Genomic DNA, 14,510 nt, shown 5'->3' on the forward strand with positions numbered 1-14,510 from the left:
ATAACACCGCCTTTCGCAGTACCGTCCAGTTTGGTCAGTGCCAGACCGGTCAGCTGAACTGTTTCATGAAATAGACGAGCCTGGCTCAGGGCGTTCTGACCTGTACCAGCATCCAGCACCAGCAACACTTCGTGAGGAGCATCAGGGTCCAGCTTACCCAAAACCCGTTTGACTTTTTTCAGCTCCTCCATCAGGTAATCCTTATTATGGAGGCGACCTGCGGTATCAGCGATTAACACATCAACATTACGGGCCCTGGCAGCTTCAAAGGCATCAAAGATAACCGAGGCGCTGTCCGAACCGGTCTGCTGGGCAATCACCGGAATCTCATTCCGCTCACCCCAGACCTGCAATTGCTCAACGGCTGCGGCACGGAAAGTGTCACCAGCAGCAAGCATAACCTTGTGGCCTTCAGACTGGAGTTTACGGGCCAGCTTGCCAATGGTGGTGGTTTTACCGACACCATTGACACCCACAACCAGAATAACGAATGGGGTATCCTGCTTCGGTATTACCAGAGGCTGGTCAGCGGGTTCCAGAATTACTGCAAGTTCGTGTTGCAGTGCTGACATCAGCGCATCAGCGTCATCCAGCTCTTTGTATTTCACTTTCTTCGTGAGTTTTTCAATAATTCCTGTGGTCGCTTCAACGCCAACATCCGCTACCAGCAACTGTGTTTCCAGCTCATCCAGAAGATCATCATCGATTTCTTTTTTACCGATGAAAAGTTCTGCAACACCTTCAACCAACACACTCCGGGTTTTGCTCAGTCCCTGACGCATCCGGGCAAAAAAGCCCGTCTTTGCTTCAGGTTTTTCCTCTGGCAGAGACTCTGGCTGAATATCTGGTTGTGGAGAAGGTTCCGCTTCTTCCTGTGCTAATGGAGCTACAGGCTCAACAATACTTTTTTCTTCACGTGCAGTTTCTTCAGAAGCAGCTTCTTCACGAGCAGTAATCTCATTAAGATTTTCAGCAACTTCAGGCTCAACTGCCACAACGGAAGGGGCTTCAGCCTGCAGAGGCTGTGATAAAGTCTCATTCTCCGAAGATTGAGTGTCTAAACTTGTCTCAGCGACAATTTCAGTCACCACTTCCGGAGCAGGTTGTTCTTTGGAAGGAACAGCCTCAACAGCAACAGGTTCATCCTGTTGTTCAGCCTGTTCTTCAGAAGCTTCATCCTGGGTACGTCGACCCCAGGGCCAAAAGCTGCGTTTAGCTTTTTTCTCACCGTCTTTGCGCGAACCGAACATAGACTACTTCAATGACCTTGGTGGGAGAGCCTGATGAGCGTGATGATCGCCATACCTGAAACCAGGTCCGGAGCGCTCTTCATAAAAAGCGAACCGTAAAAAGCGAATTTAAAAACAATAACAATCAATCATGCAGGCTATGAATAATCGCATATCCTATCTTAATTCAGGCTGACACGAAATGAACTTTATCTGGTAAAAAAGTCCAACTCTGATGAACCCGAATGAACCGATCCATAATAAGCGACTGCTACTCTGGGCGACCGGCGGGCTGGCTCTTATCTTTCTGGTCTATGTCATGACCTGAAGCGATGAAAAGAGTATCCTTACGCCCCCAATTTTTCTCGACTCAGCTGGTGCCTGTTAATGCCCCGTAAATCAAGAAACCAAAAGCACTCAGAACCCCGCCCTCAAACCGGCTCAATACATGCCGGCGGTGGACAGCTGCGGATTATTGCGGGGGAGTGGAGAAGCCGTAAGCTACCCGTTGCCAATGTCCCCGGATTGCGCCCAACATCAGACCGGGTACGGGAAACGGTTTTTAACTGGCTGGCAATGATAACGCCGGGGGCAAAGGTGCTGGATGCGTTCAGTGGTACCGGCGCACTTTCCATGGAAGCACTATCTCGTGGTGCATCCTCAGCCATTTTGCTGGAGAAGAGCCCGGTTGCCGCACGAACTCTGAAGAGCAACCTCGCTCTATTAAAAGCTGAACGCGCACGAGTTATTGAAACGGACAGCCTCAATTGGTTAAACCAGCCCGCTGAAACCACCTTTGATCTTGTTTTCCTGGATCCACCTTTTCGGATGAACCTGCTGGAGCCGGCATGCCTGCTACTTGAAAGCAACGGCTACCTGCATGAAAACAGTCAAATCTATATTGAGGTAGAAAAAGAACTGGTACCACTGCCCGTTCCGGAAAACTGGCAGCTGGAAAAAAGAAAAATCGCCGGACAGGTCAATTTCAGTCTGTTCACACGCTTCGGATAAATTAGTAACAACGGTATAGCGTGCTACCTTTATCAACACCCTTTATTACAATGATTGAGGCTGGCACGATGAAGTATGTCCGATTTCGCTACACCCTGATGATTCCCTTATTTTTCCTGACACTGACCATCTTTTCCCAAAGCACCCTTGCTCATGATAATGGTGCGGTCGGTGACCGCGATCACGTCAATGCCGCTGATTATGAATCGGGCTCCAGAGGTGACCTGCCACCGGAAGCCGATGAATTAAATCATCAGCGCTATGAGATTCTCGGAGAAAAAGACGGCCTTAAAGCCTGGCTGATACGTTATGACGAGCATTTTTACCGGGGCGGTGAACTGAAGAGCATTGACGGAGCCCGGAGCCTTGCAAAGCTTGGCATCAAAACCGTAGTCGCCATGACTTCAGCGGATAAAGAGCGTGAATGGCTGGCAAGCCAGGGCATTAATACCGTAGATCTGTCCTTTACCAAAAATGCAGAGCTTGGCAAACAGCAACTCAGGCAAATTGCTGAAATGATGAGTTCGCTGCCTTCACCGTTCTATATCCACTGTGTTGGTGGCACCCAGCGTGCTGGCATACTGGGAATCATTTACCGCCTCTCTCAAGGCTGGGACCCTGACCAGGCGCTCCTGGAGTTTGCGTATCTTGGCGGATCCCTCAAGGCAAATGACAAAACCATTAAGTCTGTACTACAGGCTTTTGCATCTGCCCCAGAATAACTTGCTTTTTTTACCACAGAGTCACAGAGACCACAGAGAAAAACCTTGCTTTATACCTCTGTGACTCTGTGGTGAACAAAACGGGGAAATTATTACCGGACAATTACTTATCTTCCGATCCTCACACACTGGACAGGGAGATTGAATGCCAGCGGTCCCGTGATTGCCCCACAGAGTTAAACGAAAAACATCAATAAACACCACCCGGTATATGGACTTACCGCAATGATATCAGTAATCTGTGCGCGACTGATCTCTATCAAATAAACAGTGCGTCTGATCACTGTAATATTCCTAATCTAAGAATGAACCTCAAAACTCTAAGGAGCAGTTTCCCATGAAACAACCCGTACGAATTGCGGTCACAGGTGCAGCTGGCAACATCAGCTACTCTCTGCTGTTCAAAATCGCTGCCGGTGAAATGCTGGGACCTGATCAGCCTGTTATCCTGCAGTTGGTTGAGATTCCCCAGGCGATGGACAAACTTCGTGGCGTTGCCATGGAGCTGGAAGACTGCGCCTTCCCACTGGTTCACGGCATCAGCCTGCACGACAATCCTTTTGATGGTTTCCGTGGCATTCACTACGCCATGCTGGTTGGCGCTCGCCCACGCTCAAAAGGCATGGAACGTGCTGATCTTCTGCAAGCCAATGCCGTTATCTTTGCCGAGCAGGGCAAGGCTCTGAACGATGTGGCCAACCGCGATGTTAAAGCTCTGGTTGTCGGCAACCCGGCGAACACTAACTGTCTGATTCTTTCCCGTAATGCTCCAGACCTGGCGCCATCCCAGTTCTGTGCCATGACTCGTCTTGACCACAACCGTGCCCAGGGAATTCTGGGTAACAAGCTGGGCATAAACCCTTCTGATATCGAAGGTGTATGCGTATGGGGTAACCACTCACCCACCATGTACCCTGACCTGCATCATGCCCAGGTACTGGGTGATGAAGCGGCCATCGATATGATCGATGAGAAGTGGTACAAGGAAGAATATACGCCTCGCATCCAGAAGCGTGGTGCTGAAATTATTGAATGGCGTGGCCTGTCCAGTGCCGCCTCTGCCGCTCAGGCCGCTCTGGATCATATGCACGACTGGGCTCTGGGCAGTGATGGCCGCATCGTTTCCATGGGTATCATTTCCGATGGCAGCTACGATGTTGCCAAAGGCATTTACTACTCATTCCCGGTTCTTTGTGAATTTGGCAGCTATCAGGTTGTCCAGCACCTTCACATTAACGACTACGGTCAGGCAATGATGAAGAAGACTGAACAGGAACTGCTGGAAGAGAAAGCCGCTGTTGACCACCTGCTCCCCAAAGAGACGGCAGCTTCCCGAGAAGAGCTGAGTACTTCCAGCCGTAGCGGGCAGACTGAGTTTGATACCGGTATCGATACTGGAGAGGCCTACTACAAGGCTGACCGTATCTGCTAAGCAGCAATCCTTTATCCGGGCTGGACTGTACAGGCCAGCCTTTCCCTTCATCTCACCCGTCAAATGTCTTACGAAAGCCTGAGAGATGAAACTTTCTCTTGATTCAGCAGTCCTACCTTAGAATAAATCTCACAAGTGTTAGATAACCAACCATTCGAGGCAGGGTTATGAAAGAAATCAGCTCATCCCTCACAACCCAAACACCACTTCATCTGCAGAGTGATCAACCAGAAAAAAAACCAACATCCACCCGTAATAGCTTTTTCCGCAGCCTACTGGGCCATTTCTGCTGTGTTAAATGTGAGCCTTCCACTAAGTACACGCCCCTTCGCTTTTTAGACAACAACCAGGACTCGTGTAGGCTGGAAGCAGGAAAATATATGACTTCATCTGGTCATGAATTAAGTAATGAAAACAATGCCGCACAGAGTGCTAGTACAAAGCAAATCCCAGCCACTGAAAAACCGTGTAAGAGTCCTGTAGAAAAACTAATGCCTGCAAACGTTATTAAGAAACACATTATACATACCATACCCATGCGGGAGACTTGTGCCTTGAGAAAAGGGCAACAAGTAGCTGCACTGAAAGTAAGACCCTATGAGGTATTGCACAGTTCCGAAATTGAAGATTTGGAATACAGGATCGTCACCGATGAGCAGACAATCCAAAAAAAGCTGAAAAAAGCCAGGCAAGCAGCAGATATTCAAAGAAAGCATGACAACCCCCGCTTACTCCATTTAAAAACACCTGACAAGTTCTTTGTAAATATCGGCGAGTATCCAGAAGTAACGAATAGTAGCGAAGGAAGTTTTGAAATTGCTTATACAAAAAAACCCAGGACTTCCACCGTTGAGTATAAGACCGTTTCAGTCCCTTCCTGTGGTATTGCCTCGTGCCAAGGAGCACGGTCATCTATGGAAGACGCCCATATTGCCAGCCAATTTACCATTACCGTCGCAGGTCTCGAACACACTATCAGGATCACCGGTATTTTTGACGGCCATGGTAGTTCAGATTGGTCCAAATATGTCAGTAAACATATCATCAACCCTCTTAAAGGGCGGCTCGAGGAATTTAACCAGAATGGTTTATGCGATACAGGCATCTGGAATGCACTGAAAATTGCTTTTGCTGATCAGGATCACATGGCAGGGAAAGACTTTTCAGCATCCGGTACTACCGCAAATGTCGCTTTACTTATTAATGGTGACCTCTGGATTTCTAACCTTGGTGATTCCAGGGCACTACTGCTGGATAAACATGGCAGCGCAACACAGCTCAGTGAAGATGCGAAACCCGACAACCAAAAATACACAAGGTCCATCACGAAAAGACAAGGTACTGTAAAGGATAACATGATCATCGGTAAAGCTTGGGGGCTACGCATAGCCAGAGCGTTTGGAGATCATACTCACTACGACAGTGCTGTAAGTTCAAGACCCAAAATCACCAAGGTATCTGCTAGAAAATTACAGGAAAAAAAACTGATCCAGGTCTGCGATGGTATTACCGATGCTGCCAGTTCCAATGACATAGCACGAGCCGTCCACACAGAGTTGACACAAGATCACTCTCTGGCAGTAACCAGTGCAAATCTGGTGGCCCGGGCTTATCAGGCCGGTTCAACAGACAACCTGTCGGCCATAGTGTCAATTTTCTCCTGATGACGATGGCTGATCATTCTTAGCTCAACCGTACCAATTGACTAATCATGGAAATTCCTCTAAAAACAATGGCTATCAGCAATTACAATAAACAATAAATTCAGGGCAAAGGGAAAAAACCATGATGGCTGCAACCCCCATCGCTACCGGAAACCGGACAGTGACTCAAACCATCACACCTTCACTCCAAAACATTCTGAACAGCCAGCGTCAGGCCTTTCTGAAAGACCCCAGCCCCAGCTATCAAGAACGGGTAGCCCGGCTGAAGGCACTTGAGAAAGCGTTAATGACCAATAAAGAAGCACTGCTTACCGCATTGGATGAAGACTTCGGGGGACGGGCAAAGAGTGAATCCCTACTCGCAGAATTTATGCCCAACCTTGGCAATATTCACTACACCCTGAAACGACTGAAAAAGTGGATGAAGCCCAGCAAGCGGAAGCTCAGTCTTCAACTGTTGCCAGCTTCAGCAAAGGTGGTTTACCAGCCATTGGGCGTTGTCGGTATTGTTGTCCCCTTCAACTACCCACTGTTTCTTTCCCTTGGCCCTTTGCTGACCATTCTTGCTGCGGGTAACCGGGCCATGATTAAAATGTCCGAGTTCACACCAAAAACATCGGAGCTGGTCGCCCGTATTATTGAGCAGACATTCCCTGCAGACCTGGTGACCGTCGTGTGTGGTGATGCCGATGTGGCTACCGAGTTTACCAGCCTGCCTTTTGATCACCTGATCTTCACCGGGTCTACGGCAGTGGGCCATCATGTCATGCGGGCCGCTGCCCAGCACCTTACCCCGGTAACCCTGGAACTGGGCGGTAAGTCACCGGTTATTGTGGATAATGATTTCCCCATTCAGGAAGCGGCAGAAAGAGTCTGCTACGCCAAATCCCTCAATGCTGGCCAAACCTGTGTGGCCCCCGATTACATTCTGGTAAAGAATGAGCAAAAGGCGGCATTTATCGAACACTGCTTAAAAGCCTTTCGAAAAATGTACCCAACGGTCAATGGTAATAATGATTACACGTCGATAATCAATGATCGCCACTATCAGCGGCTGCAAAACCTGCTTGAAGATGCTAAAGCCCGGGGAGCAACCATTCATACTCCTGATATTCAGGGAGGGGGCAGCGAAGAGATTAACGACGGAAGCCGTCGACTCCCCATACACCTGATTGAAAACCCATCAGACAGCATGGCCCTGATGCAGGAAGAGATTTTTGGCCCACTACTCCCCATCATTGGCGTTGACAGCCTGGATGAAGCCATCCAGTTTGTTCAACAACGACCCAGACCCCTGGCGCTTTATTATTTTGGTTCCGATGCCGGTAACCAGCAGAAAGTCTTGGACCAAACCCACTCCGGTGGCGTCTGCATCAATGAATGCCTGTTCCATGTGGCGGTTGAAGATATGCCTTTTGGCGGTGTTGGCCCATCGGGAATGGGCCACTATCATGGCTATGAAGGGTTCCAGACATTCTCCAAGGCTAAAGCAGTGTTAACCAAAGGCAAGCTGAACAGTGCCAAGATGATCTACCCGCCCTATGGCGGTTGGCTGCAGAAAAAGCTGCTGGCGTTTCTCTCCGGCGGAAAATAAGGCTTTTCAGCTTTGATGCTATGGCTCCTGAAGCACTGGGAGCCACGCTGTTTTCCATCAAAACAGCGTTCTTATTACTGTTTTCAAACGCCATCATTACCGTTCATTTGAACTTTACTACCAAAATAAGCTCTAAAGTCCCAGTTATTGGAATTCATAGCAAGGAGACATTTGATGCCACAAGTTGCCAGTCTTGATTCATTGCCTATCAATGGAACGTTTCCATCCCCCACTCCGGGAGCCCATAAGCAGCCTGGATGGTTAGGACGTGCCGTATCTGTGGTCGTTGATGTAGTCTGCAAGATTGCCAGGGCTGTGGTATTCACCGTGAAATCATTGATTAACTTTATAATTTGGGCGATTGCCACACCTTGCAAATACATTTTTAACGGTCTGACGTCTCTGTTTACCAGTACAAAAACCACAGCTCCTGAACCAAATAAAACGGAAGATACTAAAGCTATCAGTCCGGGTGTTAAACCTTCCCGACAATATCTTCCCCATGCACAACGGCCTTTCAATAGAGCACAGTATTTACCGAGACATATAGAAGACCTGGAATACCAGATTGTTACTGACCAACAGAAAATTCAGGAAAAACTGCAGAAAGAACTCTACGCAGCAGAAACTCAACTCAATCACTACCCAAAAGCATTTCAAGGGGATCCAAATGCTGCCGCCTATTATCAGCAAGCCCCCGGCATAGCTTTGCTGCCAGACAAAGCACAGGCAGTAGTAACTCGTACTTATCCATGCGACGACAAAACAACCATTCACTATGAGGCTATTCCTGGCACTCAAACCGGTATTGCTTATGCTCAGGGAGCAAGAGACAGGATGGAGGATGCACACATCGCCAGCCGGTTTACCGTTATGATCAATAACCTGCCTGTTGATATTGATATCACGGGTATTTTTGATGGGCATGGTGGAAGTGGCTGGTCACAATATGCCAGTCAAAATATGGTACGGCACCTGAAAAGACGGATTGAGGAATGGAATCCAAACGGTTTGCACGATGATGGTATCTGGAATGCACTTAAACTGGCTCTCGTCGATCTGGATATTGAATCGCCTCTCATACCCGCCGGACAGTCTGCTGAAAGCTTTCGTTACGAACTTGATAAATCAGGAACAACAGCCAATGTTGCCCTGCGGATAAATGGTGATTTATGGATTGTTAACCTGGGGGATTCCAGGGCAATCCTGATTGATAACAGGGGGCGAGTCAGACAGGTCAGTGAAGATGCCGAGCCTGATGACCCTAGATACAAACACTCTATTGAAAAAAGAGGAGGCGAAGTATTAGACGTCAGAGGGGTACCAAGGGTAAACGGAAATCTGGCCGTTGCGAGGTCCCTGGGAGACCATTCTCTAAACGGAGCCATCAGCGCAAGAGGTAAAGTGGTCAAAATACCCGCCCATGAAAGTACAGGAGGAAAGCTTATTCAGATGTGTGACGGTATTTCAGAGGTTGCATTCTCTGCTGATATTGCCCGTACAGTGGATCGTCAGCTCAACCAAGGCAATCCTGTCCACGTAGCTGCAGCCAGGCCATTAGCCAAGGCTTATCAGGCTGGATCAATGGACAATATGTCTGTCATGGTGACCGTACTCCCGGCATTAGCACCCACAGGTTAACCCATGGCCAATATTACTAACCAGGCAGTTAGTTTAATGCTTTGCCACCAGTGCTACAGTCAGATGGCCAGATCGGATTATCCAGCCCTGAAGGCACCGACTGGTTCCAGAGACTTCATGAGAATTATATCGTCGTTAGAAAATACTTTGGGTACAGAGAGACTTATATACGCAGAAGGAAATCATCTACGAAAGCATATGGGTAAGCACTTAAACATAAAAGCAGGAGTATAAGTGATGGCAGTTCCGGCAACGCTCAATACATCAGGGGGGAATGCAATATCAGCAGATAACCCTGCCCAACCGCACGAGCGACTGAAAACCAATCAAAATGCCAGTTGGTTAAACCGAAGTGTATCCGCTGTAGCTAACGTTATCGGTAAGATAGGCAGGGCGATTGTGTATACCATCAAGTCTCTGGCTGACTTCCTTATTTATTTAATCGTAACTCCCTGCAAGTATATATATCGATGTCTGACCTCCCCTTCTGCCAACACCAGGACTCCCGGTGCTGTAAATGCTAATAGTGGAAATTTGAAGACTGCCTCATCAGAGGTCAATTCGTCCCATAAAATAGCTCCGGGTTGCCCTGCGAAAGACGGTTCTATTACGCCGAACGGAGCGACACCAAATGATACCAATAAAAAACCGGCAACAAACCCAGCTAATGTAATCCATCAGAATACCCAGCCCATTGCTCCCGGGCTCATCCAACCGCAATTGCAACCGCAACCGCAATTGCAACCGCAACCGCAACCGCAATTGCAACCGCAACCGCAACCGCAGCTAAAAAGCGGGTCTTCTCCTGTTATCGTTGCCAATTCAACAACTGGTTCACCCGTTCCGGTATTATCAGCCGCTAGCCTGGTGCCAGCAAATCTCACGCGTTTTCTTGATGCGCAAAACAAAATCGACACATCCTCCAATAACAAGAGTATTTACGAGCAAGCACTTAGTGAATTGCAAAACGGCAAGAAGAAAGGTCATTGGAGCTGGTTTATTTTCCCTCAAGTGGCAGGATTATCACCACATCCCAGCACGCAAAGCCAGAAATTTGAAATCAAGAGCCTTCACGAGGCTCAGGCGTATTGGTCTGACCAAACACTACAGAACAGATTACTGACATGCTGTGATGCGGTGAACCAGCATGCAGGAAAGAAATCAATTGAAGATATCCTGGGTGGTGGGGCGATGGGTAAGACAGACTCTCTGAAACTTCATGCCTGTGCCACATTATTTTCTAAGGTGCGTAGTGGGAACCCCATCTTCCAACAAATTCTGCAGAACTTCTACCAAGGCCAGCTACACCAGAAAACCCTTCAGGTTCTCTCAAACTGGCAACCTCAGCAGTCCAACCGCCCTTATGGAGCGGGATAAGCAAGCCCCCCAGCCGGCGCCTCACTCCTTATAACAAGAATTGCTGACATCTGATTATTTGAACCCGTTTGACTATTTCGCTAACATGCCCTTTTACTGGGAAAGGGTCGCCATGTTTTCAGACTATTGGTGTTCCTGCCTTCAGAAATTTATCCGGGATTTTGCCAGGCAAGCTTCTGGATACATAATGCGTAACTGATACCATAAAATCTGTCACTGGAATTGTGGCCGGAGAGTCATCTTTAATGATCAAGGTAATCTATCCTGGTACGTTTGACCCTATCACCAAGGGCCACATGGATCTTGTTGAAAGAGCGGCCAGACTGTTTGACACTATTGTTATCGCCGTTGCAGATAGCCCCAAAAAAAAGCCTCTGTTTGATCTGAAAACAAGAGTCAGTCTTGCCGAAGAATCAACGACACACTTGCCGAACGTTCAGGTGACTGGCTTCAGCTCATTACTGGCCAGCTTTGTCGAAGAGCAACAGGCCCATGTAATCCTCAGAGGACTGAGGGCCGTTTCTGACTTTGAATACGAATTCCAGATGGCCAATATGAATCGGGTACTGGCCCCTAAGGTAGAGAGCCTTTTCCTGACACCTGCTGAGCAGTTTTCCTATATTTCCTCTACTCTGGTTCGGGAAATAGCCTTTCTGGGTGGGGATATCTCCAAGTTTGTCTCACCTTGTGTGCAGAAAGCACTGACTGAAAAATTCAACAGAAACTGAGATACTGCCCGCCTGTACGTTTTTGTCGTGAAAGAAAGTGCCCAAATCTTTCATGCCTCAGGATGACGAATCTTCGTCATGCGTTTTTGACAAGCGCCTGAACCAGACTTGAATACTATCAGGCAGGAGCAGGCGGGAGCTGAACACTAAAGGTCACCGGTCACCTATGGCTTTAATGATTACTGACGATTGCATTAACTGCGACGTCTGCGAACCCGAGTGTCCGAACAGTGCTATTGCACCCGGGGAAGAGATTTACGAGATTGATCCACTGCTCTGTACAGAGTGTGTTGGGCATTACGATGAACCTCAATGTCAGCAGGTTTGTCCTGTGGATTGCATTCCGAAAAATCCGGACTGCGAGGAGACTGAGGAAGCATTAATGGAAAAATATCTTATTATCACCGCAGCTTGACAAAGCCGTGGTCCGTTGTCCGCAAAAGCGCAAGCAGGCTCGGCTTTTTCGGACTACGGACTACGGACTACGGACATCAGGCTGTCTATTTTGAGCTCAGCATCATTGATTGCCTGCTCTTTAGTATCGTTACCCATATTGAGCCCCTCTGCATAAACAAACTCAACATCCGTAATACCGATAAAGCCAAGGAAGTGTTGAACCATCGCCGTTTGAGTATCGTACTCGGTACCAGCGTATAGCCCTCCACGGGCAGCCATAATGTACGCTTTCTTACCCTGCAGCAAACCAACAGGACCCTGTTCTGTATATTTAAACGTGACACCGGCTCTGGCAATAAAATCAAACCAGGATTTCAGAGTCGAGGGCAGGCTGAAGTTGTACATAGGCAAGCCAATAACCAGAATATCAGCAACCTTTACTCCCTCAATTAACTGGTCAGAAAGCGCTGTCATTTCAATCTGCCTTCCATTTCTCTGCTCATCAGACAAACCAAAACCCATCACGATTTCAGCATCCAGATGAGGAACAGGCTGGTCGGCCAAATCTCTCACTGTATGATGAGTATCCGGATTTGCCTGCAAAAAACGCTCGACAAATTTCCGGCTTAATTGAGATGACTGTCCATTTTCACCAAACAGGCTACTGTTGATCTGTAGTAATTGAGCCATTGCTTCACGCCTCTTTAAATGTCTGTTTTCTTCCTATAGATTCAATTTACTATCGAAATTACCGAAATAAAAGTTCAAAATACCGCACAAAACAATCGGTTTTTTAGATAGATAGGACTTTACCCAATGTCACGAGCGACTCTTGATCAGTGGCGTATGCTTCAGGCCGTGGTTGAACATGGTGGGTTTGCCCAGGCTTCTGAAGCTATTTTCAAAAGCCAGTCCACCATCAGCTATGCAATCAATAAGCTCCAGCATCAACTGGGCATTGAGCTGCTGGAAATAAAGGGTAGAAAGGCAGTACTGACCGAAGCGGGTCAAGTCATGCTCAGGCGCTCCAAAACACTTCTGAAAGAAGCAGAAGCATTGGAAAAAGTGGCAGTGTGCCTGTCTGAAGGCTGGGAGGGAACACTCACCCTCGCCGTTGATGTTATCTTCCCCAACTCATTGTTAGTTCAGGCATTAGAGCTTTTCTCACCCGTATCAAGGCATACACGTCTTGAGCTTGTAGAGTCGGTATTATCAGGTACAACCGATATGCTGGTCAGTGGCAAAGCCGATATCGTCATTACCGGTATCGTGCCCCAGGGTTTTCTCGGAGAGCCTTTAATCTCTATCAATTTTGCCCCTGTTGCTCACATTGAGCATCCTCTGGCTCAAATGGACCGTGCTATTAGCGAGAGCGAACTTAAACAATACCGCCAAATTGTCATACGTGATTCAGGGATCAAAAGAGAGGCTAATGCTGGCTGGCTTGGATCTGAAGAGCGATGGACTGTCAGTCACATCAGCTCTTCAATCAGGCTGGTCAAACAAGGGCTCGGATTTGCATGGTTGCCAACGCACCATATCCAGCAAGAGCTTGAAGAAGGCACTATTAAAAAATTGAACGTCAGACCTGATAACAGCCGCAACGTACCACTCTATCTGGCATTCCCTGACACGAACACGACAGGACCTGCAGCCCGGAAGTTAGCGACGATTCTCAAAGAATGCTGCAAGGTTAGTAACACGGAGGTTAGCTGAGGCGAACAAGATCCAGAAGTTTGCCATCATCCCCATACGTGATTTCAAAACGACCGTAAATTCCTTCCCTGGTGACAAACTTCAGCAGAATATCGTAGGGGATACTCAGGGTCTGCCCCGAATCGGTGCGAATCCTCACAGAATGCTTCTTTCCTTTGTAGAATTCCAGCACCTGATCGGAGTTAAGTTTCACTGAAAAAACCGCCTTATGCATCGTTCAAACCTTTGTGTTTCTTATTCAAATTAATGTTACAAGAAGGGTACTTTCAGTTTAGCAACCTTCTCTCACAAGAGTTATGGAACAACACTAAATTAAGATTAATAATGAAAAAAATCCTTTTCTGGCAGGTTCATCGGCCTGTTAATCAAACGAAACGCCTCAACCAAAGGAGTAGCCATTGGCATAGTTTTGAACTTTTTCACCCACCTTGTAGCCAATAAACGTAAAAATCAGTACCGGTATACTTCCCAGAAAGGTCGCTGACAGCCATGGCGCCAAAACCAGCCCTCCATAGAGGCTGGCAAAATAAGCAACCGGGGCCGCAACGATAAACCCTGCCAGCCCCCAGAACAGACAATGGGCATAACGTCTTGACCACAAAGGCAAAATGACAGCCAACCCACTGATCACTCCCAGTGGAACAAAATTATAGAGTTCATGAACCGTCAGATGGTCGACTTCACCCAGTGCCAGATAACTGGAAAACAGGTATATAAAGGGCCAGAAGGCCAACAATAAAGTAAAAACAAAAATGCTTTTCAGGCTTGTCATGATCTCTTCTCTCACTCTGACCAGAGAATCCCTGGATCCTCAGGCTCAGGGAAGTGGCATTGTAGAAAGTACCAGCCCTCAGTCTTTCCCGCGCAGGAGGCTGTCGCAAAACCCACCAGGAACCTCGTTCCCACGCTCTGCGTGGGAATGCATAGCCAACCACAGGAATCGTGTCTGTGGTTGGGTTCTGGCGCTACCACGCAGAGCGTGGGAGCGAGGAGGGTTGAA

At 47.9% G+C, this 14,510-nt stretch carries 15 protein-coding genes; 11 read left to right on the forward strand and 4 right to left on the reverse strand.

Going from position 1 to position 14,510, the window contains the following annotated elements; genetic code table 11:
* On the reverse strand, positions 1-1,250 hold a 1,250-nt coding region (gene ftsY / locus RM811_RS10700), incomplete at its 3' end, for a signal recognition particle-docking protein FtsY (protein WP_402523870.1).
* A gap of 366 nt (positions 1,251-1,616) precedes the next feature.
* On the opposite strand from ftsY, the gene rsmD reads away from it, so the two are divergent.
* The 9 genes from rsmD to RM811_RS10745 all read left to right on the forward strand — a co-directional run bounded on the left by rsmD (position 1,617) and on the right by RM811_RS10745 (position 11,813).
* Positions 1,617-2,240: a 16S rRNA (guanine(966)-N(2))-methyltransferase RsmD gene (gene rsmD, locus RM811_RS10705; RefSeq protein WP_402523873.1), complete on the forward strand. Its 624-nt coding sequence runs from the start codon at positions 1,617-1,619 to the stop codon at positions 2,238-2,240.
* 68 nt (positions 2,241-2,308) lie between these two features.
* Complete coding sequence (locus tag RM811_RS10710) at positions 2,309-2,962, forward strand: fused DSP-PTPase phosphatase/NAD kinase-like protein (protein ID WP_402523876.1); 654 nt, start codon at positions 2,309-2,311, stop codon at positions 2,960-2,962.
* 337 nt (positions 2,963-3,299) lie between these two features.
* Entirely contained in the window at positions 3,300-4,394 is a 1,095-nt protein-coding gene (locus tag RM811_RS10715; protein WP_402523879.1) for a malate dehydrogenase, read from the forward strand.
* Between the two features lie 167 nt (positions 4,395-4,561).
* Positions 4,562-6,058, forward strand: a complete 1,497-nt coding sequence (locus RM811_RS10720) for a PP2C family serine/threonine-protein phosphatase (protein WP_402523882.1) — start codon at positions 4,562-4,564, stop codon at positions 6,056-6,058.
* A 121-nt stretch (positions 6,059-6,179) separates the two neighbouring features.
* On the forward strand, positions 6,180-7,652 hold the full coding sequence (locus RM811_RS10725; protein WP_402523885.1) for a coniferyl aldehyde dehydrogenase: 1,473 nt from the start codon (positions 6,180-6,182) through the stop codon (positions 7,650-7,652).
* A gap of 174 nt (positions 7,653-7,826) precedes the next feature.
* A complete protein-coding gene (locus RM811_RS10730) occupies positions 7,827-9,293 on the forward strand; it encodes a PP2C family serine/threonine-protein phosphatase (protein WP_402523887.1) in 1,467 nt (488 codons plus the stop codon).
* Positions 9,294-9,530: 237 nt separating this feature from the next.
* Positions 9,531-10,670, forward strand: a complete 1,140-nt coding sequence (locus RM811_RS10735) for a DUF1810 domain-containing protein (protein WP_402523890.1) — start codon at positions 9,531-9,533, stop codon at positions 10,668-10,670.
* A 245-nt stretch (positions 10,671-10,915) separates the two neighbouring features.
* On the forward strand, positions 10,916-11,398 hold the full coding sequence (coaD, locus tag RM811_RS10740) for a pantetheine-phosphate adenylyltransferase (RefSeq protein WP_402523892.1): 483 nt from the start codon (positions 10,916-10,918) through the stop codon (positions 11,396-11,398).
* Positions 11,399-11,564: 166 nt separating this feature from the next.
* On the forward strand, positions 11,565-11,813 hold the full coding sequence (locus tag RM811_RS10745) for a YfhL family 4Fe-4S dicluster ferredoxin (protein ID WP_402523895.1): 249 nt from the start codon (positions 11,565-11,567) through the stop codon (positions 11,811-11,813).
* Between the two features lie 53 nt (positions 11,814-11,866).
* Here the strand turns inward: RM811_RS10745 and RM811_RS10750 are convergent, their stop codons facing one another.
* Positions 11,867-12,484 carry an FMN-dependent NADH-azoreductase gene (locus RM811_RS10750; RefSeq protein ID WP_402523898.1) on the reverse strand — a complete coding sequence of 206 codons (618 nt, stop codon included), beginning with the start codon at positions 12,482-12,484 and terminating at the stop codon, positions 11,867-11,869.
* Between the two features lie 126 nt (positions 12,485-12,610).
* Here RM811_RS10750 and RM811_RS10755 point away from each other — a divergent pair, with 126 nt between their 5' ends.
* Positions 12,611-13,510 carry a LysR family transcriptional regulator gene (locus RM811_RS10755; RefSeq protein WP_402523900.1) on the forward strand — a complete coding sequence of 300 codons (900 nt, stop codon included), beginning with the start codon at positions 12,611-12,613 and terminating at the stop codon, positions 13,508-13,510.
* On the opposite strand, the gene RM811_RS10760 is transcribed toward RM811_RS10755, so the two are convergent.
* On the reverse strand, positions 13,503-13,703 hold the full coding sequence (locus RM811_RS10760) for a DUF2835 family protein (RefSeq protein WP_402523901.1): 201 nt from the start codon (positions 13,701-13,703) through the stop codon (positions 13,503-13,505). The two genes, RM811_RS10755 and RM811_RS10760, sit on opposite strands and share 8 nt — an antisense overlap.
* Before the next feature lie 186 nt (positions 13,704-13,889).
* Positions 13,890-14,282, reverse strand: a complete 393-nt coding sequence (locus RM811_RS10765) for a hypothetical protein (RefSeq protein WP_402523903.1) — start codon at positions 14,280-14,282, stop codon at positions 13,890-13,892.
* Between RM811_RS10765 and RM811_RS10770 the strand changes: the two genes are divergently transcribed.
* Positions 14,281-14,510, forward strand: a 230-nt coding sequence (locus RM811_RS10770; RefSeq protein WP_402523906.1) for a hypothetical protein, incomplete at its 3' end; no start/stop codon positions are given. The two genes, RM811_RS10765 and RM811_RS10770, sit on opposite strands and share 2 nt — an antisense overlap.

It is taken from the genome of Endozoicomonas sp. (genome assembly GCF_031844845.1).
GTDB lineage: Bacteria > Pseudomonadota > Gammaproteobacteria > Pseudomonadales > Endozoicomonadaceae > Endozoicomonas.